The 22,259-nt window shown below is 55.0% G+C and carries 18 protein-coding genes, 4 tRNA genes and 2 pseudogenes; 10 read left to right on the top strand and 14 right to left on the bottom strand.

The annotated features are described in order from the left end of the window. Positions 1-112: 112 nt before the first annotated feature. The 6 genes and pseudogenes from AC4ANE_RS03915 to AC4ANE_RS03890 form a co-directional block, all read right to left on the bottom strand. The gene (locus AC4ANE_RS03915; RefSeq protein ID WP_155489993.1) at positions 113-265 is read right to left on the bottom strand and encodes a hypothetical protein; all 153 of its coding nucleotides are present in this window, start codon (positions 263-265) and stop codon (positions 113-115) included. Positions 266-352: 87 nt separating this feature from the next. Beyond that, on the bottom strand, positions 353-436 hold the full coding sequence (locus AC4ANE_RS03910; protein ID WP_369008454.1) for a DUF5397 family protein: 84 nt from the start codon (positions 434-436) through the stop codon (positions 353-355). 104 nt (positions 437-540) lie between these two features. After that, entirely contained in the window at positions 541-729 is a 189-nt protein-coding gene (locus tag AC4ANE_RS03905) for a hypothetical protein (protein ID WP_031598090.1), read from the bottom strand. Between the two features lie 544 nt (positions 730-1,273). Continuing rightward, positions 1,274-1,495, bottom strand: coding sequence for a hypothetical protein (locus AC4ANE_RS03900; RefSeq protein WP_002552013.1), 222 nt, complete (start codon positions 1,493-1,495; stop codon positions 1,274-1,276). Between the two features lie 34 nt (positions 1,496-1,529). Further along, positions 1,530-1,954, bottom strand: a pseudogene (locus AC4ANE_RS03895) (TraR/DksA family transcriptional regulator). Positions 1,955-1,989: 35 nt separating this feature from the next. Then, positions 1,990-2,214, bottom strand: coding sequence for a carbon storage regulator (locus tag AC4ANE_RS03890; RefSeq protein WP_031598088.1), 225 nt, complete (start codon positions 2,212-2,214; stop codon positions 1,990-1,992). Positions 2,215-3,896: 1,682 nt separating this feature from the next. Between AC4ANE_RS03890 and AC4ANE_RS03885 the strand changes: the two genes are divergently transcribed. From AC4ANE_RS03885 to AC4ANE_RS03855, 7 genes and pseudogenes are all read left to right on the top strand, one after another. Next, positions 3,897-5,138 (top strand): lytic murein transglycosylase, encoded by a 1,242-nt coding sequence (locus AC4ANE_RS03885; RefSeq protein ID WP_057442563.1) that lies wholly within the window; start codon positions 3,897-3,899, stop codon positions 5,136-5,138. 253 nt (positions 5,139-5,391) lie between these two features. Beyond that, positions 5,392-5,880, top strand: a complete 489-nt coding sequence (locus AC4ANE_RS03880; RefSeq protein ID WP_032633520.1) for a YagU family protein — start codon at positions 5,392-5,394, stop codon at positions 5,878-5,880. Positions 5,881-6,378: 498 nt separating this feature from the next. Then, a complete protein-coding gene (locus tag AC4ANE_RS03875) occupies positions 6,379-6,855 on the top strand; it encodes a TIGR03757 family integrating conjugative element protein (RefSeq protein ID WP_057442564.1) in 477 nt (158 codons plus the stop codon). Beyond that, entirely contained in the window at positions 6,852-7,790 is a 939-nt protein-coding gene (locus AC4ANE_RS03870; protein ID WP_057442565.1) for a TIGR03756 family integrating conjugative element protein, read from the top strand. The genes AC4ANE_RS03875 and AC4ANE_RS03870 overlap by 4 nt, the downstream gene beginning before the upstream one ends. Beyond that, positions 7,787-9,178 (top strand): annotated as a pseudogene (locus tag AC4ANE_RS03865) (integrating conjugative element protein). The gene AC4ANE_RS03870 and the pseudogene AC4ANE_RS03865 overlap by 4 nt, the downstream one beginning before the upstream one ends. Positions 9,179-9,180: 2 nt before the next feature. Beyond that, a complete protein-coding gene (locus AC4ANE_RS03860; protein ID WP_057425132.1) occupies positions 9,181-9,549 on the top strand; it encodes a hypothetical protein in 369 nt (122 codons plus the stop codon). Then, positions 9,546-11,090 carry a conjugal transfer protein TraG N-terminal domain-containing protein gene (locus AC4ANE_RS03855; RefSeq protein WP_031598719.1) on the top strand — a complete coding sequence of 515 codons (1,545 nt, stop codon included), beginning with the start codon at positions 9,546-9,548 and terminating at the stop codon, positions 11,088-11,090. The genes AC4ANE_RS03860 and AC4ANE_RS03855 overlap by 4 nt, the downstream gene beginning before the upstream one ends. A 56-nt stretch (positions 11,091-11,146) precedes the next feature. Here the strand turns inward: AC4ANE_RS03855 and AC4ANE_RS03850 are convergent, their stop codons facing one another. Then, positions 11,147-11,557 (bottom strand): DUF3742 family protein, encoded by a 411-nt coding sequence (locus AC4ANE_RS03850; RefSeq protein WP_031598717.1) that lies wholly within the window; start codon positions 11,555-11,557, stop codon positions 11,147-11,149. A 610-nt stretch (positions 11,558-12,167) separates the two neighbouring features. Between AC4ANE_RS03850 and mobH the strand changes: the two genes are divergently transcribed. Further along, positions 12,168-14,099 carry a MobH family relaxase gene (gene mobH / locus AC4ANE_RS03845; RefSeq protein WP_080891926.1) on the top strand — a complete coding sequence of 644 codons (1,932 nt, stop codon included), beginning with the start codon at positions 12,168-12,170 and terminating at the stop codon, positions 14,097-14,099. Beyond that, positions 14,096-15,535 carry a site-specific integrase gene (locus AC4ANE_RS03840; RefSeq protein ID WP_057442566.1) on the top strand — a complete coding sequence of 480 codons (1,440 nt, stop codon included), beginning with the start codon at positions 14,096-14,098 and terminating at the stop codon, positions 15,533-15,535. The genes mobH and AC4ANE_RS03840 overlap by 4 nt, the downstream gene beginning before the upstream one ends. Positions 15,536-15,868: 333 nt before the next feature. On the opposite strand, the gene AC4ANE_RS03835 is transcribed toward AC4ANE_RS03840, so the two are convergent. The 7 genes from AC4ANE_RS03835 to rluD form a co-directional block, all read right to left on the bottom strand. Next, positions 15,869-15,945, bottom strand: a tRNA-Pro gene (locus AC4ANE_RS03835). A gap of 104 nt (positions 15,946-16,049) precedes the next feature. Next, a tRNA-Lys gene (locus AC4ANE_RS03830) sits at positions 16,050-16,125 on the bottom strand. A 5-nt stretch (positions 16,126-16,130) separates the two neighbouring features. Continuing rightward, positions 16,131-16,207 (bottom strand) — tRNA-Pro (locus tag AC4ANE_RS03825). Between the two features lie 29 nt (positions 16,208-16,236). Next, positions 16,237-16,312, bottom strand: a tRNA-Asn gene (locus AC4ANE_RS03820). 295 nt (positions 16,313-16,607) lie between these two features. Then, the gene (clpB, locus tag AC4ANE_RS03815) at positions 16,608-19,172 is read right to left on the bottom strand and encodes an ATP-dependent chaperone ClpB (protein ID WP_031597993.1); all 2,565 of its coding nucleotides are present in this window, start codon (positions 19,170-19,172) and stop codon (positions 16,608-16,610) included. 171 nt (positions 19,173-19,343) lie between these two features. Then, positions 19,344-20,072 (bottom strand): peptidoglycan editing factor PgeF, encoded by a 729-nt coding sequence (gene pgeF, locus AC4ANE_RS03810; RefSeq protein ID WP_031597995.1) that lies wholly within the window; start codon positions 20,070-20,072, stop codon positions 19,344-19,346. Further along, the gene (rluD, locus tag AC4ANE_RS03805) at positions 20,069-21,031 is read right to left on the bottom strand and encodes a 23S rRNA pseudouridine(1911/1915/1917) synthase RluD (protein WP_002551999.1); all 963 of its coding nucleotides are present in this window, start codon (positions 21,029-21,031) and stop codon (positions 20,069-20,071) included. Before rluD ends, pgeF begins: the two co-directional genes overlap by 4 nt. A 149-nt stretch (positions 21,032-21,180) precedes the next feature. Here rluD and AC4ANE_RS03800 point away from each other — a divergent pair, with 149 nt between their 5' ends. Then, positions 21,181-22,203 carry an outer membrane protein assembly factor BamD gene (locus AC4ANE_RS03800; RefSeq protein WP_002551998.1) on the top strand — a complete coding sequence of 341 codons (1,023 nt, stop codon included), beginning with the start codon at positions 21,181-21,183 and terminating at the stop codon, positions 22,201-22,203. Positions 22,204-22,259: the final 56 nt, after the last annotated feature.

Genomic DNA, 22,259 nt, shown 5'->3' with positions numbered 1-22,259 from the left:
GAGCCTAATGAGCCTAATGAGCCTAATGAGCCTAATGAGCCTAATGAGCCTAATGAGCCTAATGAGCCTAATAGCACATGGCAGAGCTTGGGCGGTACAGCGAAATTTCTACTTAGGCACAAGCTATTTCAGCTTGGCCAGCTTTCATCTTAAATATCCCGTCTTTCAAAGGCATCCAGAAGGTTTTGAATGAGCGCGGCCTGTAGGTCGTGGTATCGAAGATTCCCGAGGGACCGAACATCGGCGGCTTACTTTCGTTTTTCATGATGACTCACTCCTATTGCTACGACTTCACCACCAGGGTGAAGTCAGACCATTGCTCGATGCGCAAGGCGCGCATGTCGCAGACTAATCAGTGCGCCTCAGTGTCGTCAAACAGATGCGCCAAGCGGTACTCAGTCTTTTCACATGTCTCCACCATGGCGACATCAATCAACTATGGTGGCAAGACCTCGACCTACTCAGCTCTGAAGATGCTCTGATGTTGCATTCTACACAGTCAAGAACGGCCCAGACACGCTAAATAGGCATCTCTGCCTATCAGGTCAGAGTCTTTTCACGTAGCCATTCAAATATCTCGAGTCCAAAGATTGGCATCATCAGAACCACTCCAAATAGAAGAGCAAACATACCGGCCTCGGTGTACGCCAGATCTGCTGTGCACTGCCCTGCCGCCTCAAGACCTATTGAAATTAAAACCGCAAATATTTGAGCCAATGCTAATTTCATACGACGTTCCCAGTGCCTTTTCGGTGCAAAAGAGGTGTTTTTCTACTGACCCGGCGCCGGCGACGGTATTCCGCTTTGAACTCTACCGATGTCAACCGCTGAACCTACACTAAACAACTCTGCAAACCATGTTGCCCAACAACGCAGGACTGTTTGCACAGCGCTTTCCATCGAACCGCCGCAGGATGCGTGTTCGGGGTTGGGGAGCAATAGTCGGTTAAGGCCAATAGACACTGACCTACTCATCGTCGCGAAGCACCCAGCCCGCTTTTGAAAAAGCCCACCGGCTCAGGACGATGCCATCAAGGGGGCCATACGGGCGGTTGTCCGGCTCGTTGTTTGAGATGTTCACCCTTCTAGCATTTGTGATCAAGGGTTCCTGTGTGCCCTCCACGGGAAACAATTGGACTGAATCATCTGACTGTCGCTGAATTCGATCCGAACCAGGATAGGATAGTCATACCCATCGCCTTTGGCCTTAAGCGGCACGGTAAACGCTATGAACCCCATGACAGGGGTAGAAATCGCGTTCATAGAATGTCCCTTAGCACTTTGGCTGTGCAGCGGCCCATTGGATATAAGCACTTTCGATCAACCACGTTGCATCAGCTGCTGTGGTTACAGGATTGAGCGCTATTTGAGCAAGATTTTTTTCTATCCACGTCAACAGTGCGGTACGTCCTGCTGGACAAGGCATCAGATCGCTCTCCAAATGGTCGGCAAGCTCTGAGATAGCCACATCGCGCTCGACACTTTTTGTAGTCATCGCAATTTTCCCGGATCACTTCGCTGCGGCGACTTTACTGGGCCACTTGGCGCTGGTGCATCCCCTTGGCCTCCAGCGCCCGCATCGATTCGACCGAGTACAACGACTCGGGGACCAGTAGCAGGCGTTTTATGCCTATGGCCTCGCCAGTTTCCTGGCAAAAACCGTAGTCACCCAGAGCGAGAATTTCCAGGGCCTTAAGCACATGGCTCAACGTCTGTCTGTCCCTTTCTATCATGTCTATCATGCTTGCTGCCACCGCTCTGTTTTCCTCATCGGAAGCGAAGTCGGCTTCGTCCGGGTGACGCTGATTTCGCAACTGGCCTGACCGCTGAGCAAGCGATCACGAAGCTCTGCGGCTTTGACCTCCAACCTATCTTTGAAAAAGACCAGCTGGTCTACGCTCATGTACTCGTCCTCTGCTTGATTCAGCAGTTGCTCGACACTCATCAATGCCATCTTGTGCTCCTGGTCTGGTTGGTCATCCAAACTTCCTACTGAGTGACCAACGAACGCCACCGCCGCTTATGAGTAATAACAGGGCCAGGCTTGTGATCGGTCACTTCGTTCCCAACGGTTCTGCGCTGCGCCTCGACGACATCTGGGGCTTCAATCTGGATACGTACATCCCCACTATCCTCTGAAACGCTTAGGACTTGGATCTGAATTCCATCGCCAATTATAATATTTTCACCTTCGCGGCGAGTCAGAAGGAGCATACGATTTTCCTCTTTACCTAGAAAACTGGATCAGCGCTCTGCCTCTGGCATACACCAACGCTGTATCGAGCAACCAAAGGACAGCCACCACCGCTGCCAGGATGTTCAAGTCAGACGATAGACCTCGCCCAACTGACGAACAAAATCATGGCAGCTGTACCAAGGCACCGACCTGACAAAGGGTGCCGGTCGATACGCTGGGCGTAAACCTAATACCAAAATGCATGAACGGGTCATCGCCCTCAACAGCGGTGGATGTAGCATTCCGATTAAAGCACGCAGCAAAACACGATGCAGCAACAGTGCGACTTTACGTTCGGTCGTTATCGCTGATAAGCAATGTCATTGGTACCCTCGAGCCTCAAATTTCATGTTTTTTTTGATCCAGATCAATAAAGACCCTCTGGACCTATTGCTGATGGAACCAAATCGCTGGCTACGCTAACCAAGGCCTGTGTTACGGAAAAATTGCGAAAAAGAGACGATTTGTAGATGGTGGGTTTACAGAAGACCGTAATCCAGTTACAGTGCTTTGTGATCCTCAATGGAATGCAATGACTTAACCTTAGCGGATCACTAACACTTTTTATTTAAGGAGAAGATCAATTAAAAGGGCTAATAATTGGAACGGCAATCTGGATGCCTACAGGATACTCCAAGAAACGCAAAACTTTACTGCGGTGCTTCCTCACTTTGTTACGACTTTCCCAGTTCAGACATGAAAACATGGCGCCACCGGAGCATCACAACCATCGCTACTTTATTACACAAGAGGAACGCCTTGGCCGAGATCTTGCTGCAAACAGGAATACGGGCCCCACCCACAGCACGTGCGTTCGGAAACGCCAGAGATAACAGTTCGCGAAAACTGAAACAAACAGGCTTATGCTTAAACGCTTCTGGATCTTCGGTGCGGAATTTGAATAGAAATCACCTTCCTCTCAGCGTCAACTACTCAGTTTTCAAACTCTATCAGCAATCACGGAAGAAGCACATGACCAATTTTTTTTACCTCGTAAACCCCAATGATATTCGGATTGATCGGAAGTCGAGTCCCCGTACTGCTACAGTGCGAGGTACGGGTGGCGAACCGGTACTGACAGTTCCCGCCAGCCTGCCTGACCAAGAAATAATGAATTTGGTAGACACGTTCAACCTTGTTTATGCGCAGGGATTTGAACTTAACAAACGGCAAGAAGGATAAGACGGCAAAGGTTCGCGTGTAGGAATTCAAAATCCTACACATCGAGATTGAGACGGCGGCTAGAAAAAACAGATGCTCCGTCACCGGCTCAGCCGGCAGACATGACGGAGTGACTACCAAGCAGTGGAGACAGAGGAGTAAGAGGGCCTGTTTCCTACAGGAAGTGCTGACCGTAAGGTTTGTCCCCGAATGCTGCGGGCTCCGCGTTGTCGACATAGCGTGATAGTGCAGGACTTGCATTGCTGATAGAAATTTCCGATGGAACCTCACGCTTAGTGATGACCACGCATAGCCCCGCGACATGAACAAATGGCCCAGCACACAGGATATGTAGATTATGCAAATCAGGAATGTCCACACTTCTTCATTGATAAGGCTGGCGCAGAATACCTCGACACCTCGCCAAGTTAGAAGCACCACATAGGCCACTTTCACTTCACAAGCACCGTATTGGAATCTTTACAGGAGAGTAAAAGCTATGCGTTCCAGGGTTATAACTCCATCGCTGGTAGTCATTATGCTTGCATGTGCATCAGCCGCGCCAGCTTGCTTCGCCACAGACATGACTCCCGGCGTGCAGAACGAGAGCACGTCAGAGGCGGATTTTCAGCAATGGCTGGCTACTTTCCGCAGCAATGCAACTACTAAGGGCATCGACACAGCCACACTCGATCTTGCCTTCCAAAACATCACTCTTGACCCGACTGTGCACCAGTTGGACATGGCGCAACCAGAGTTCACGACAGCCATCTGGGATTATTTGTCTGAGCGTCTGACTCCGAAGAATACCCAGCAAGGGCAGGAGCTTCTGCAAAAAGAGCCAGTTCTGAACGAGGTAGAGCGTCACTACGGTGTGAATGCGAAGATTATCGCGGCCATCTGGTGTATTGAGAGCGGCTACGGGAAGGATATTGGTAGTCGCGATGTGATTCGTTCCTTGGCCACGCTTGCTTACAAGGGCCGGCGGATGGATTACGGGGCTACACAGTTGATGGCCGCCCTTCATATCCTGCAAAACAAAGACATTGCTCGCGCGCAATTGATTGGCTCGTGGGCTGGCGCGATGGGGCAGACGCAATTCATCCCGACAACCTATCTTGACTATGCAGTTGATTTTAACCACGACAATCGGCGCGACGTTTGGAGTTCCCGTGCCGATGCGCTGGCCTCCACTGCCTCTTATTTAAAACGCAGTGCTTGGAACTCGCGCATCTCTTGGGGACAGGAGGTGCAGTTGCCCGAGAATTTCGATTACGCTCAGGCTGACATGTCGATCAAGAAACCCGTTGCAGAATGGCAACGGCTCGGGGTGATGGGAACGACGCACGCGATTCCGGGCGAGCTCGCACAGGAGCAAGCATCGGTCCTGCTGCCTGCTGGTTATCGCGGGCCAGCATTTATGGTCCTAAGTAATTTCCGTAGCATCCTGCGCTATAACAACTCCACTGCCTATGCGCTAACGATCGGGCTACTAGCCGACAGTTATGCTGGCGGGACAGGCGTGTCTCACCCGTGGCCGACTGATAATCCTCCCTTGGGCAGCATTGCGCAGGTAACCGATTTGCAGAAACTGCTGACTGCTAAGGGCTACTCCCTGGGTGCTGCTGACGGTGTGATAGGGGCGATGACCCGGGCGGCCATCCGGGCTTACCAGAAGGATCAGCATTTGCCACCCGACGGTTACGCTAGCACTGTACTACTGGAGAGTCTGCGCCGATAGGTGTACTCACTTCATAGGTTTAGCTCGCTATATTTTTTTTGGGGGGGGTCGCCGGGTTACACCCCCCAGAAAGAAAGCGAAAAAATTTGTATGATCGTGTGCAGCCCCAGAATAAGATCGCTTCGATATTTATAATTTACCTATTAAAATCATAGTGATACGAATAGCCGTCGGGCACTTCTATTTTTAGGAAGCGCTCTGGGCGCGGATCTGGATCTCTCAAGCCTGGTCTATCGAAAGAAAGGATGTTGACTTGAAAACTCGTGAATATTGTGTAGCGGCAGCGGCCGGTTTAATTGGAGGTAACGTTTCTAGCTTTGTCAAGTGGGGGACGGAAATCCCATTTCCGCCTCGCACACCAGATCGTCCAATCCCGCCTTTAGAGATGCTTGATTCGCTCGGTATCAACGCTAATCAGCTTACCTACGTGTACTCCGAGCACATGGTGAATTATGGCAGCGCCTTGATTCACCAAAGCTTTTCCATTTTTTTCGCCATCTTCTATTGCCTGACTGCCCTTAGATATCCGCGTGTTGCCGTATGGCAAGGTTTTGGCTTTGGCATGCTTGTCACCCTGGCTTTTCACGGGGTAATTTTACCGATGTTTAACTGGGCTCCTCCGCTCTGGGAGCTTCCTCCAGCGGAATGGGCATCTGAAACCTTTGGACACTTGCTATGGATATGGGTGATCGAAGTCATACGTCGCGATCTGCAGCAACGTTGGTCGCCCGGCCCTGGTTAGCTGTAACGGCCTGCAATCGAAATGGCCTCAACCTGCGACCATCGCGTTTTCCGACCGGGATTGATTGCTTGGCGGTAAAGGCGACGTTTCAAGCTGGGCCAGCTCTGTGACGCGCAGGCAAGCTGTGTGAGTGAGCCAAAGCAGCAGCACGCCCGCTCTGGCATGCGGCCCGTCATCGAAGCCACTCTTATGAGGTGTTTGATTTGACCACGTCGAAGATATGTTGCACGACGGATCTTGGCTGTAGTGGAACTCTCTATCAGGATTGGCGGAAATTCGCTGTCGTTCCAAAGAGAGTCAGCAGCAGGCCTCCGGGAAAGCCTACCACCAGTGTTTATGCGCCGTTATAAGAAAATGCTACCGCGCCTGCTGCTCAATGGCAGGCGCACGGCCCAGACAGGCGCCACCAAACCCCAACCGTCCCGATAACGGTTTCCTACTGACGGCTCTTCATCAATCGCGTTTCCTGTACCTGACACCACCTGCAGGTACTGCCACATGCTTCCCTCCAGAACCTATCGCTTCAGATCCAAACGTAGCCTTTTAGGCTTCCTGAGCCTGGTCATGGCCGCCCAGATCACCCTCGCACACGCGGAGACGTGGGTCATTACGGACCGTAACCATCCCGTTCAGACACCGGCACATGTCCGGCTGATTCTCCTGGACGAGCAAGAGCGGCTTGAGACCAAGCTTTCGGAAGGGCTACCAGCGAATCAGCAACAAGCCATCACCATCATGCAGCAGCGCCTCAAGAGCGCCGATGCACAGCGCTTGCAACGCGACCTGGCCTTAGCTCAACAAAACCTCGTAGACGCCTGGAGCATCGGGGTCACGAAGGTGCCTGCTGTGGTGGTCGACCGCACGTTTGTTGTGTATGGCGAAACCAATGTCCTGGCGGCGGAACATCGCATTGCCCAGTGGCGTACTGCAGCCCAACATCAAAACGACGCTGGTCAGGGAGATAGGCCGCAATGAACCTACGCAAGCCTTCGGCGTGGGCGACATTGGCGCTGTCGATCTCAACCTGGCCAGCCGCCGCCGCTACAGTGACATCGGCCACCCTCGCCGCCTCAACCCTGTCGCCCGACTGCCTGGAATACAAGGTGGTCGGAATCTGCTACTGGCTGCTTTGCACCCCGTTTGGCTGCAAGGTGAAGACATCGACCAAGGTTCGTCACTTCGTTCCAGACGCCGTGGTCTCAAGCTACTCGAATACCGGTGAAAACCCGTGGATGGAGGTCTCTTCGTTGAGCTCATCAACTTCATTCGCCCAGGATGGCGGCGACGGGACCACCAATCACAATAACGAAGATAGCCTGGCTAAATTCAAAAATGCTGACGTCATTGGCCACCCCGGGGGAGCGACGTTCAGCCGGTTTGCGAGTGCTTCTGGCTACGCCTGCCCAGGTGCTGCTACTCCATACATGCCTTACCTTTTGAGCACACTGGATACGGTTGCCTGGCGCCACGGCGTTCCTGAATCGGTGTACCCGGAGGCGCTCATCCCTGGCCGCAGAGAAGTGGGTGGCCTTTTGTCTGGAGACATGTGGGGAAGCGTCTACCCCCGGAGCGGCTTTATCCATCAAGCCGACGATTACAAGGCAGCGGCCGTGATGGCGCAGCGTGCAGGTGACGTGGTCACTCGCCGCGGTCAGGTTCACGTCTATCAACCCCTTCTGGCAAAGCCTCAGCCAGGCTACTGGCCTGCCGGAGAATTGATCGAGACCGATGCCACCACTGGCAAATGGCAAGAGCTCAAGCCGACCCTCAGTCAAAGCTGTGCGGTATTCCCGAACTCGCAGCCCCGTGTGCAGGCGACCGATGGCGCGTACGCCTGGGCGCTATGGCGACCCTACTCCTGCTGCAAGCGGGCAGGTCAAACCTTTCTTGGCAGTACGGACTTTCAATGATGATCAAGAGGACTTCAATTATGCGCCACGCTGCCATATTGACTATCGCAATCATGAGCGCCCTGACGGTACACAGCGCCCTTGCCGAGACGCCAGGGATCAGTGCCAGCTCGTCCGGCAGCGTCATCGGTGACGATGTCTTGTACAGCGTCGGTGGCGGCAACGCCGTGACCATGGGAAGCGCCGGGAACATGGACAGCATCAGCATTGGCGGTGGCTGGAACAGCAACCTGGTCTGCGGAAACATGAGCCTGAACAATACACTGGAGAATCAGTTGAACGGTGCCACTTCCGGCTTTCAGACGATCATGGGCTCGATGATCTCCAACGCCACCAGCGCAGTGGCCTCATTGCCAGGGCTGATTATCCAGCGCGCCAATCCAGCGCTTTACAACCTGCTCACCAACGGCATCCTGCAAGGCCGTCTTGATTTCGACCGCTCCAAAGGCACGTGCCGCGCCATAGCGGACAAGATGCTCGATGTCGCGGGCGGACAAATGGGCTGGGACAAGATCGCCGAAGGCCAGGCCATGAGTCAGGCAGTGAAAACCGGAAACACAGACGCGGTCTCAGCCGTTGCTCAGGTCGAAAAGCAAGGTGGGAATGACGGTATCACCTGGGTGGGTGGAAGCAAGGCCGGCGGATCGGGCCAGCAACCGATCAAGGTCGTAGGCGATGTCACTCGGGCAGGATACAACCTGCTGAACGGACGTAATGCCGCTGATACAGCGTCTATCAGCCCATCGAGCTGCAACAACGGCATGGTGTGCTCCACTTGGTCTTCGCCGCAGGAAGCAACCACATTCGCCAACCGTGTTCTGGGAGAGCAGCAACAGCGCACGTGTGAGGGTTGCACCAAAACCACCTCCACTGCTGGCGTTGGACTCACGCCCCTCATTCAAGAGTCCTACGACTCAAAACTCAAGGCGCTGCAGGAGCTCATTTCAGGCAACAAATCCCTCACGCAGGAGAACCTGTCGCAAGCCAGCAGTAGCTCTCTGCCTGTGACGCGTGGCGTGGTCGAGGCCCTTCGTTCCGAACACGACCAAGACATATTGGCCAAACGCCTTGCTTCAGAGCTCGCTTTATCAGATGTGCTGGGTAAAGCGTTGCTGCTTCAACGCACCCTGTTTACCGGGAGCAAGGAACCGAACATCGCCGCCAATGATGTGGCCCAGCAGGCGGTCAGTCAGTAGAACAACAACCTGCAACAGGAAATTGACAACCTGAAGACCGAGCTGGACATGCGGCGCAATCTGGCCAGCAACTCTCCGACAGCCATTCTGCAACGGGCTCAAATCAGGAGGGACGGTTCAAAAGGCATCTTCCAAGGCGACCCGACGCCTGATCGTCTTGACCAATTGCAAAGCCCCAAGAAGGAGGACTGACGATGACGTCAACCACAACAAAAACTGGACGATGGAGAAAAGCGGGTAAAGCTGCGCTGACTTTTCTATTGATGTCATTACTGATGGCGCTACTGGTCGTGACGTTTCTGACGTTCGTCGACAAGGTGTTTGGGGATCTGGAGCAATTCAGCGAATGGCAGAGGACGCACTACGGGTACATGCTGGCCTGGCGGCTGTTGGTCTACGCAACGCTGGCCTTCGGATGGTTCAAGATCAGGAAGCAACTGGCTCAACAGGCATCCTCCGATATTCCCGCAGGTCTAATGCGATGTGAGGTGATCGCCCTGCTGTTGATGGCATTGATGGAGCTACGGCGTGCCGGCCTACTCGAGGGAGTCAGTACACTATGATGTTACACACCAATGATTACCTGGAGTATTACCTCACGCTGGTGGGCTGGATCATCAACAGCGGCGTCTGGAACATGATTGAGGACAGCGGCTTGGTGGCCGCGCCGTTTGCCGCCATCATCATCAGCGAATGGCTCAAAGCACGTGCTGAGGGTGCCGACGAAGGTAACAAAGGCGTACTCTCGCTGGCTCGAGTGGAGAACCGCTTCTACACCGCGATTCTGGTCATCATTGTCTGCTGTATGCCTTTGGTGACGGTCAGCATCGACACGTTGCAGTTTGATCGGAGCCGCTCGGAACAGTGTCAGTACTCGGTCCCCAACCCTGCCGATACGGGTTGGAATACCTCATTCAGTACGTTGAATGGAAAAAGCGCCGTTGTTCCTGTGTGGTGGCTATTCGTGCATGCGATGTCAAAAGCCGCAACCGCAGCCTCCATCGCGGCGATCCCTTGTGGTGTAGACCTGCAACAAGTTCGAATGGATGTGAACAGGGCACGTATCAACGACCCACTACTGGCACAGGAAGTCGCCGACTTTACCAACGACTGCTACGCACTGGCACGGTCGCGACTATTCATGACTCAACCAACGCTCACCAAAGAGCAATTGAACGACGTCAACTGGATCGGCTCGCGGTTCTTCCTGCAGACGCCAGGCTATTATGATGATGGTTTCTCTGGATTTAGGTCACACACGCCTCGAACCAAATGGCCTTATGACGCAACTCGCGATGCAGGCCTGCCCCAAACCACCGGAGGCGGTGGCTTCCCTACCTGCACGCAGTGGTGGTCGGACGCAAACATCGGCCTGAGAGCCAGGCTGCTGGAACAAGTTAGCCCAGATCTGTTGAGCAAACTTGCTCAATGGGCAAAATTTATGACTCAGACCGAGGTGAATGATTCAGTCATACGCGATCTCGTTTCTCCGCGGAAGCAGCAACTGACCCAAGGACAGGTGTACGCCGACTACGGTGGCCAAGTGGGTGGCTCAGTGGCGAACGATGTGACGCGCTTGACTGCTACCGTCGGTCAGGCTGCTGGGGCTCTCATGATGTACCCCGCCATGGACAGCGTCCGGCAGGCTGCACCAATGGCAATGGCCTTCCTAAAGATGGCCCTGATCATCTGCATCCCGTTTGTGCTAGTCGTAGGAATGTTTGATCTGAAGGTCGTTATGACGATCACTTTTGCTGCGTTCGCATTGATCTTTGTCGACTTCTGGTTCCAACTGGCACGCTGGGTCGACAGCACGATTTTAGATGCACTTTACGGTAACGGGATAGGAAGCAATGTTCCCCACTCCAATTTTGACCCCGTGTTTGGAGCCAGCAATGCTCAAGGAGACTTGCTGCTAGACTTCGTAATTGGCGCGATGTTCATTGTGCTACCAAGTTTCTGGGTGCTCGCCTTGGGATGGGGCGGCGCAACGATTGGCGGTTTAATGCAAGGATTGACTGACGGTACGAGAGATGCCAAATCAGCGGGAGGAGGCGGCGCAAATATAATCATGTCAGAGGTAAAAGGAAACATGAAAAAATAGGCTATACGCTGCAGGTGCCGAGACAAATGCATCTCGGCACCCACAAACCAATACCCTTACGACTGTTTCAAACCATTTTGGTAATAGCCATAGCCTTGATTACCAGTCATCCACCCTGAATCACCACCAATGTGTTCATCTTCCAAAGCGTCACCGAAGATATCCAGTTGCGGTGTGTATAGACCATTTTCAACAGAAGGACTATTCACGATACCGAGCCCAATAGCCAAAAGGACAGTGAAGGACAGTACGTACAACAGCCCCCAAGCGGCGAAGAATGCACACGTGCCGATCACTGCCACACGGGCAGCCCACTTAACTGGTGTCACGATCAGGCCAGGCACGCCAGCTCGGCTGAGCAACAACCAGAACGCGCGCTCAACATTGAGTATTCGACGCAGACCACGACCGAGCACGTGACCAAAACGCGCTGCACCGCTTAAATCCGTATTGGCATCTGGGGTCATGTGTCACCTCGCCGGTCGATTAGAGCATGTCGTATTGATATCAATTGATAACCCATTAGTGGGTATCTTCAGCTCAATCCCCCTTGAAAATCAAGCCCTCGACGAGCAGTTGCGCAACAGATACCGACCGTTGAGAGGCCCGAGTCGACAGTGCTTCGACTGAAAAGCTGTCCCAGCCATCGTGCGCTTCACCTGGAGACATGAAGCGCTGCCATGGGCCTTTCACTGGATTTCAATCTTTGCCTGCCCCGGATTGTCGGCACCAAAGGGGAAAATGGGCTGAAGCAAAAGGGCAAAGCGAAGGGTTTGAATGGAATGGGGAATAAGGGTAAGTGCCTTACCTGAAAAGGCCGGCGATTCCGCCGGAAATGGACGCCGAAAGGGTTCGAAAGGCGGTCCTCCATGAAAATTGGATTTACAAAAAAACTAACCTAAACAAGCAGTTGGAGACTACACTTTCTTCGGCAAGCATGGCAACATCGGTTCGCTGACACTGTTTGGATCCCAACCATTCAGGTGGCGGCTCATGTAATAACCTTTCCAGGATGGATATGGGTTTCGACTTGTCACGCTGAGCCCTTTAGAGCAAAAGGCCCACCATGACTTCATCATGGGTGCCTCAATGCTTAGTTTCTTTCAGCGAAGAAAAACATCGCCAACCACGCCCTCTAATGCTGCTGCAGGGTTTATCAAACCCGAGTCTTCCGACACGTTACTGTCTACTCCCCGACGGCGTCAGCTCATTGAAAACATATGGCAGAGAACGTCCCTGCCCCGCGCGCAGTTCGATACGCTATACGTGCAGGCATTCAAGAGCTACGCAGCCTTGGTGCAGCATCTCCCTGCCTCGGAGAATCATCACCATGCCTATCATGGTGGCATGCTGGATCACGGTCTTGAAATCGTCGCCTACGCACTGAAGATTCGGCAAATGTATCTGCTGCCAATCGGAGCTCCGCCCGAGTCACAGGCTGCCCAGTCCGAAGCGTGGTCTGCCGCATCGGCTTATGGTGCGCTCGTCCATGACCTGGGCAAGATTGCTGTAGACGTCAAGGTGGAACTGGCAGACGGCACGACTTGGCATCCATGGCATGGGCCACTGGATCAGCCATACCGATTCAAGTACGTGAAAGGTCGGGACTACCGGTTGCATGGAGCTGCTTCGTCGCTGATCTACGCGAATGTCATTCCGGCGAAGGCACTGGACTGGCTCAGCGGGTTTCCCGAGCTCTGGACCCAACTGGTGTTCGCGTTCGCAGGGCAATATGAGCATGCCGACATCCTGGGAGAAATTGTCTCACAGGCGGATCAGGCATCGGTGGCGCAAGAGCTCGGCGGCAATCCGGGTCGGGCAATGTCAGCGCCTAAACAATCCATTCAGCGGCAGCTGGCCGAAGGCTTGAGGATGCTCATCTCTGAGAAATTCAAGCTGAACCAGCCCGATGGTCCTTCAGACGGCTGGCTGACGCAGGACGGCTTGTGGCTTGTCAGCAAGCCTGCGGTAGACCAGCTCAGGGCTCATCTGCTGTCACAGGGCATTGAGCACATTCCGACGTCCAATGCCCCCATGTTCAATCTGCTCCAGGATCAGGCAATCATTCAGCCTAATGGAGAGGGAAAAGCCATTTGGAAGGCCAGCATCGACAATGGTCGAGGCTGGAAGAACACGCTCACGGTACTGAAAATCGCGCCGGCATTGATCTGGCCGAACGCTACCGAAAGACCAGAGGCGTATACCGGCACCCTTACGGTGGAAGCCGCAGGACCGGTGGAAGAAGTCGAGCAAGCGCTTGTGGGAGCCGCCGAACCACTATCGGTAGATAACAACAAGAAGATAACTGCCGCGGTCAATCAGACGGCGCAGCAATCCTCGCAGAAACAAGCACCGGCACCAGTAAAAGATTTTGATGCGCTGGATGAGCTACTCGATCTATTTCCCGATCCAGTACCTGCTGCTCCAACTGCACCAGTGCAAAGTAGCCCGGAGAGCACTGACGACGACCAGATCCCCTTTTCTCTTCCAACCAAACCACCTGCACGGCTCAGTCAGCCCAAGCAGGCTGAGGCTGACATCCCCGTTTTTGAGACAACTCCAGCAACAGACACTGCCAAGAACTCGACTGACTCGGCCCCGAATCATGGCACCAACTTCCTCACCTGGCTGAAGGGCGGTGTGATCTCTCACCGGATCATCATCAATGACGCCAAAGCGCGTGTACATACCGTGGACAGCACGGCGTTTCTGGTCAGTCCGGATATCTTCAAACGTTACGCGCTTGAGCATCCGGCGATTGAGCACGAGGCGAAAGAGCGCGATCTCGAAGCCTGGCAATTGGTCCAGCGATCTTTTGAGAAGCTGAAAAAACATCGGAAGACGCCCGCAGGCCTGAACATCTGGACATGCCTGGTCAAAGGACCGCGCAAAAGCAAGCAACTGCGGGGCTACCTGCTCACTGAGCCCACCGACGTTTTCAGCGAAGTGCCCTATGACAACCCGGTCATCAGCTTGGCGGACTTGGCAGATAAGGAAGCATCTGAATGAACACAATGACACTGCCTGAGCTGACCCAGGAATACATTCTCACCCATGATTTACGGCCGGACACGGTCAAGATCTACTGGGCTGCCACAAAGTCCTATGTCAGATTCTTCGGTGACCGTCTGGCAAGCGAGACGACGCACCGGGACATGCTCGACTGGCGCAGATCCGAACTGGAGAGAATCTCAAAGCGCAGTTGGAATACGTACTCCAGCCATTTGCGCACCATCTACGGCTACGCAATCGAACACGGTCTGGTAGACATGGTTGCTAACCCATTTAAAAACACGAGTGTGGTGCCACCCAAGCGCCCAAAAAAGACAGTTGCTAACGACGCTAGCGTCCGCGCTCGTAACTGGCTCAAGGTGTTGGCAGCAGAAGAACGTGCCACTGGAAAACGGACAGAAATTACTCCGGCCTGGTTCTGGCTCACCGTGTTCGAAACCTTCTACTACACGGGGCTAAGGCTCAACGCGCTGCTGTGCCTGCGTTATGCGGATGTGTACCTGGGCGACCGGCTGATCCGAGTCAGAGGTGAAACAGAGAAAACTCACCGTGAGTTCCTGATTCCGATCCCGGATGGGCTCATGGCACAGTTGGAAACCATCATGAACGCTGCTAAAGCAGTGGGTTTTCAGCCCGAAGAGCAACTGTTCAACGTAAACAGATTTTCTGGTCACTACCGTCGTCAAGAGATGAACTCTAATCAGGTGGAGGCTATGTACAAAAAGCTCACCGCGATGACCGGGGTACGCATGACTCCTCACCGGTTTCGTCACACGATCGCCAGCGAGCTGATGACGCTGCCAGAGCGCAATATCTATTTGACCAAGAAACTGCTGAACCACTCGAATATCGCAACGACGATGGATTACATAGAGCCTGACTACGAGATGATGCGAGCGGTGATGAATGAGCGAGGCAAGCGACCGGCCAAGATCAGCTACCTGGCAAAAGCAGATGCGGCGCAGCGAGCTGAAAAACATTACTCTGTAGCTGCTCCAGTGAGGGACTTGACTTCGGGATCGTCGATACACGAAAGGACAGCAGTTGCCGACAGAGCATCGGGGCACGTCTTGGGCAAAACGCCCGCCCAGACCGTGCAGTTAAAGCGCAAAAAACAAAGTGCCCCTTTGAATTCGCACTCGGGTACGACAATACAGGCTGCACCAGATATCACGTCAGGAAGTCACGAGTACATACCGTCCCCCTTGAATGAAGGCGACCCTGCTGTTAGGCAACTACCGTTAGGCTGCTCCAGCCCGGAAGATCTGTTGAGAAGCTTGGGCGAACTTACCAAGTGGGTACAACACAACATTGCCGGCGGAGGAACTGGTACTGAACCAGTGATTGAGGACAGACCTGTACCAAGCCAGGATGCTCGGCATCTACGCCCTGAAATGCTGGAAATGACCGGAAGGATAGGCAGGTCATGGTGATCCAGCTGCCATAGAGACAGTTGTAAAAATACTCAATCTGCCATTATCAGCAGATGCTTCGCACTGCAGATTATTTAGTTATGAGGCCTAATGACTGCCTCAGGCGGGCCTACGCCAGCACAGCACAGCACAGCAATTTTTTCCAAAAAAAATGCCCCGATCACAAGCTTTCGCTTGGAACGGGGCGCTCTAATTTGACATCACCAGATGCTGGCGCTATCTTTCGCTCCAGACGGCTGCTTGCCTGGTTAAACGCACCAAGACGCTTGTCCGCTTTTTTGCAATGACCGACTACCTAAAAATCTAAAGATCGAGCTCTGTAGCAACAGTATTTGGTCGGGGTAAGGGGATTCGAACTCCTGACATCCTGCTCCCAAAGCAGGCGCGCTACCGGACTGCGCTATACCCCGGTAAATCAAGGCACCTCAACCAGCTGCCTGCGACCTGATACGAGTGGCATCAGATCCATCAGATCTTTAAGATTCGGCTCCAAGGTGAACCTTGGAACCAAAAATGGTGGGTCGTGTGGGATTCGAACCTACGACCAATTGGTTAAAAGCCAACTGCTCTACCAACTGAGCTAACGACCCAAATATGGTCGGGGTAAGGGGATTCGAACTCCTGACATCCTGCTCCCAAAGCAGGCGCGCTACCGGACTGCGCTATACCCCGACTGAAACTTCATTGAACCTTGCGAAATCTGGCTCCACGACCTGGACTCGAACCAGGGACCCAGTGATTAACAGTCACTTGCTCTACCAACTGAGCTATCGCGGAACTATCGATTTCAGATTCAACTTTACAACCTGTTGCCTTGAAACCAGCGTGCTGTTAACTCGTTGATTTCAATCTCATCGACCTTTGCGCTTCGTTTGTATCGTTGCGTTCACGTCTCTGAGGCGCGCTATTCTACAATTTTAAAAACACCTGTCAACCCTATAAATTGCTTTTTAAGACAATGATTTGCGATTTTTTCCCAGAGCCCCTTTCAGGCCCGATTTTACTGCTGGCAGCATCCTCAGAAAAAAGGCCCTCGGCGAGAGGGCCCTCTATATAGAGCTGGCGAGCGCTATCAGGCAAACACGATCTCGTCGTCGACGACCTTGCCAGTGATGGTGCTGCCGGGCATGAAGCTGCCCGAGAGGATCATCTGAGCCAGCGGGTTCTCGATCCAGCGCTGGATCGCCCGCTTCAGCGGCCGTGCTCCATAGACCGGGTCGTAACCGACGGCAATCAGCTTGTCCAGCGCCTCGGGGCTCAGGGTCAGCGCCAGCTCGCGCTCGGCCAGACGCTTGCGTAGGCGGCCCAGCTGGATATCAGTGATACCGGCGATCTGGTCACGCGCCAGCGGTTCGAAGATCACCACTTCGTCAATCCGGTTCACAAATTCCGGACGGAAGTGCGTACCCACCGCATCCATCACCGCAGCACGTTGCGCCTCACGATCACCGACCAGTTCCTGGATCTGGGCCGAGCCCAGGTTGGAGGTCATGACGATCACGGTATTGCGGAAGTCCACCGTCCGCCCGTGGCTGTCAGTCAGGCGCCCGTCTTCAAGCACCTGCAACAGGATGTTGAACACGTCGGAATGTGCCTTCTCGACCTCATCGAGCAGGATCAGCGAGTACGGCTTGCGACGCACAGCTTCGGTCAGGTAGCCGCCCTCTTCGTAACCGACATAGCCCGGTGGTGCGCCGATCAGACGAGCCACGGAATGTTTCTCCATGAACTCGGACATATCGATACGCACCATCGCCTCTTCGGTATCGAACAGGAATTCGGCAAGCGCCTTGCAGAGTTCGGTCTTACCCACACCGGTCGGACCGAGGAACATGAACGAACCGCTTGGACGATTCGGGTCGGAAAGCCCTGCACGCGAACGACGTACGGCATTGGAGACCGCGACCACCGCTTCTTCCTGACCGATTACCCGGTTGTGCAGCAGGGTTTCCATGCGCAACAGCTTCTCGCGCTCGCCTTCCAGCATTTTCGACACGGGAATACCGGTCCACTTTGACACGACTTCGGCAATTTCTTCCTCGGTCACTTTGCTGCGCAGCAATTGGTTCTCGGGTTTGCCGTGCTGATCGACCATTTGCAGGCTGCGTTCCAGGTCCGGAATGATCCCGTACTGCAACTCGGCCATGCGGTTCAGGTCGCCACGACGACGCGCCGCTTCCAGTTCCTGACGGGACTGCTCTATTTTCTGCTGGATCTGTGCAGAACCCGTTACTTCAGCTTTTTCCGAGGTCCAGATTTCTTCGAGGTCGGCATATTCCTTCTCAAGGCGCACCACTTCTTCCTGGAGTTTTTCCAGACGCTTGATAGCCGCTTCATCCTTTTCCTTCTTGAGCGCCTGAGCTTCCACTTTCAGCTGGATCAGGCGACGCTCAAGACGATCAAGCACTTCAGGCTTGGAATCGATCTCCATACGAATGCGGCTGGCGGCTTCGTCGATCAGGTCGATGGCCTTGTCGGGCAACTGGCGATCGGTGATATAGCGATGGCTCAGCTTGGCCGCGGCGATGATCGCACCGTCAGTAATGGCGACCTTATGGTGCACTTCATAGCGCTCTTTCAGGCCGCGCAGGATTGCGATGGTGTCTTCTTCACTTGGCTCGTCCACCAGCACTTTCTGGAAGCGACGCTCAAGTGCAGCGTCCTTCTCTATATATTGGCGGTACTCGTTGAGCGTGGTGGCACCGACACAATGCAGCTCGCCGCGAGCCAACGCAGGCTTGAGCATATTGCCAGCGTCCATCGAGCCTTCGCCTTTGCCGGCGCCGACCATGGTGTGCAGTTCGTCGATGAACAGGATGATCTGGCCTTCCTGCTTGGACAGTTCGTTGAGCAGCGATTTCAGGCGCTCTTCGAACTCACCACGGTACTTGGCACCGGCAATCAATGCGCCCATGTCCAGCGACAGCAAGCGTTTGCCGCGCAGGCCATCCGGCACTTCGCCGTTGATGATGCGTTGCGCCAGGCCTTCGGCGATAGCGGTTTTACCCACGCCAGGCTCACCGATCAGCACCGGGTTATTCTTGGTACGGCGTTGCAGGACCTGAATGGTGCGACGAATCTCGTCATCACGACCGATCACCGGGTCGAGCTTGCCCTCTTCGGCGCGCTTGGTCAGGTCGACGGTGTACTTGTCCAGCGCCTGACGCGACTCTTCGACGTTAGGGTCATTCACGGCACCTTCGCCGCGCAGGTTGTTGATGGCGTTTTCCAGGGCTTTCTTGCTGACGCCCTGCCCCAGCAACAATTTGCCGAGCTTGCTGTTCTCGTCCATTGCCGCGAGCAGCACCAGCTCGCTGGAAATGAATTGATCGCCTTTCTGCTGTGCCAGACGGTCGGCCTGGTTAAGCAGGCGCGCAAGATCCTGCGACATGTTGACGTCGCCAGTGGGGTTCTGGATTTTTGGCAGGCGGTCCAGCTCTGCACTCAGTTCCTTGCGCAGGCTGTTGATGTCGAAGCCTACCTGCAACAGCAGAGGCTTGATGGAACCGCCCTGCTGCTCAAGCAGCGCCTGCATCAAGTGCGCAGGTTCGATGGCGGGATGGTCGAGGCCAACGGCCAGCGACTGGGAATCGGATAACGCTAACTGTAATTTACTGGTCAATCTGTCGATACGCATTAGTCACCTTCCTTTAATGCAGGCCGGAGCAATGAACACACCTATAAAGAAAACCTGCTGAATAGCCAGTTAGATGCGGACGATTCTGCGCGTTTCAAGCGGGCCGGGGTTGATACAGATCAGACGAGTGTTCAGGCAAGTCTAGCTGGAATGTGCAAAACAGCCCGGCAATCAGGCGTGTTCGGTCCATATCAGCGAAGCGAAGCGGCCAGTGCGCGTGGCACGCCTGTAGGAAAAGAAGCGCGGGTCGGTGAAGGTATCCAGCCCGCCGCCGTACACGGCAGAGATACCTTGGGCTGCCAGTCGTAACCGGGCGAGCGCATAGATGTCGGCCATGAAACGATCAGGATTCGAACTTGGGACAAACGCAGCGGCTATCTGCGGGTGGCTGGCGGTAAAGGCCTCGCGCACCTCGGGGCCGACTTCGAACGACGGCTGGCCGATGGCCGGCCCCAGCCAGACCATAATGTCTTCGGGAGCACTCTGCAGGCTGTCGGCCGTCGCTTCCAGCACCCCGGCCGCCAGCCCGCGCCAGCCGGCATGCGCGGCAGCCACACGCGTACCGTCACGACGACAGAACAGCGCGGGCAGGCAGTCGGCGGTCATGATGGTGCAGGCCACGCCTGGCGTGCTCGTCCAGCTGGCATCGGCCTCGACGACACGGGATGGATCGGCAGGTACAACGTCTACGCCATGCACCTGCTTCAACCAGGCGGGCTGAGCCTTGAGACTGGCGGTCAGGCGCTGGCGATTGCTCGCCACGGCCTGCGGGCTGTCATCGACGTGATCGCCCAGATTGAAGCTGTCGAACGGGGCCAGGCTGACCCCACCCGAGCGAGTGGTAACGCAGGACTTGATCTGTGCTGGCGCAGGCCAGTCAGGTATCAGCCAGTCATTCACCCGATGAACGCCTCGCGATCCTGCTTGAGCAGGGACAGCAACCAGACGAAATCGTCCGGCAATGGCGATTCCCAGCTCATGCGTTTACCGGTGGTCGGATGATCCAGCTCCAGGAAGCGGGCATGCAACGCCTGCCGCGGGAAGGTCTTGAGCGAATCGACCATGGTCAGGCTGGCCGCTGGCGGAATACGGAAACGACCGCCGTAGGCAGGGTCGCCGACCAACGGATAGTTGATATGCGCCATGTGCACGCGAATCTGGTGGGTACGCCCGGTTTCCAGCTTGACCCGTACATGGGTGTGCGAACGGAAGCGCTCCAGCACGCGGTAATGACTGACCGCCTGCTTGCCGCCCTCCATCACCGCCATGCGCTGGCGCTGCTGGCCGTGACGGCCGATCGGTGCGTCGATCTTGCCGCCTGCGGTCACCACGCCAATCACGATGCACTCGTAGATACGGCTGACACTGCGACTCTGCAACTGGGTAACCAGTTGGGTCTGTGCCTGAATGGTCTTGGCGACAACCATCAGACCAGTGGTGTCCTTGTCCAGACGATGCACGATGCCGGCGCGCGGAACATTGATGATGTCCGGCACATGGTGCAGCAAGGCATTGAGCAGCGTGCCGTCGGCATGACCGGCAGCCGGATGCACCACCAGACCCGCCGGCTTGTTGATGACGAGGATCTGGTCGTCTTCATAGATGATGTCGAGCTCGATGTCCTGAGCAACCCATTCACCCTGGGCCTCCTGCTCGGCAATCAGCTCGAGAACAGCGCCACCATGCACGATGTCGCGGGGGCGCAATACGCCTCCGTCCACAGTCAGGCGGCCGTCCTTGATCCAGGCGGAAAGGCGCGAGCGCGAGTGCTCAGCGAATAATTGTGCGGCGACTTGATCGAGGCGTTGACCGCCCAATTCGGACGGCACCTCTGCGCGGAGTTCTATATTTTCGGACATGACCAGACTAGGTGGCGGCTAGCCTTTGGTTTCGGCAGCGCGCTTGTGGTTAAATACGGCGTCTTTTGTCCCGCCGGTATCGCGGGGCGCTCATCATAACAGGACGGCCCCGCCCAAGACAGCAGGCCGTTATAGGGACGCAAGCCGCCATGCAAGTGAAACACCTGCTGCTGATCGCCATCCTCGCATTGACTGCGGCCTGTTCGTCGAAGGAAGTCATCGACGAAAACCTCAGCGAAGTCGAGCTGTACCAGCAGGCGCAGGCCGACCTGGGAAATAACAGCTATAACAGTGCCACTGAGAAACTCAAGGCGCTGGAATCACGCTATCCGTTCGGTCGCTACGCTGATCAGGCCCAGCTCGAGTTGATCTACTCGAACTACAAGAACGGTGAACCCGAAGCAGCCAAATCCGCTGCCGAGCGTTTCATCCGTCTGCATCCGCAACACCCGAACGTCGATTACGCGTATTACATGAAGGGCCTGACCTCCTTCGATCAGGACGTCGGCCTGCTGGCGCGCTTCCTGCCGCTGGACCAGACCAAACGTGACCCGGGCGCTGCCCGCGACTCGTTCAACGAGTTCGCTCAGCTGACCAGCCGCTTCCCGAACAGCCGCTATTCGCCGGATGCCAAGCAGCGCATGATCTACCTGCGCAACCTGCTGGCCTCCTACGAAATTCACGTAGCCGACTACTACCTGACCCGTCAGGCCTATGTCGCCGCCGCCAACCGTGGCCGCTATGTCGTGGAAAACTTCCAGGAGACGCCATCGGTAGGTGACGGTCTGGCCGTGATGGTCGAGTCCTATCAGCGTCTGCACCTCGACGATCTGGCAGCCACCAGCCTTGAAGTGCTCAAAACCAACTACCCGAACCACCCGCAATTGGCTGACGGCAAGTTCACCCCGCGTCAGGCCGAAGCCGACAACCGCTCGTGGCTGTCGAAAGCGACCCTTGGTCTGATCGACGGTAGCGCACCGCTGCCACCGGGCCAGACACGTGCCGATCAGGACATCAAGAAGCAGTATCAGGACGCCAAGGACGCCATTCCGAAAGAGCTGTTGCCGGAAAATCAGGCAGAGCTGGACGAGCAGGCGGAAAAAGATGCCGAAGCGAACGGCACCAAGAGCCGTTCGTGGTTCAGCTACATGACCCTGGGTCTGTTCGACTGATCTTCACGGCATTAAGAAAGAGGCCTTCGGGCCTCTTTTTTTATGCAGCACATTTA

This window comes from Pseudomonas sp. Pme6b (genome assembly GCF_058129925.1).
This window is presented reverse-complemented; position numbering and strand designations above follow the sequence as displayed.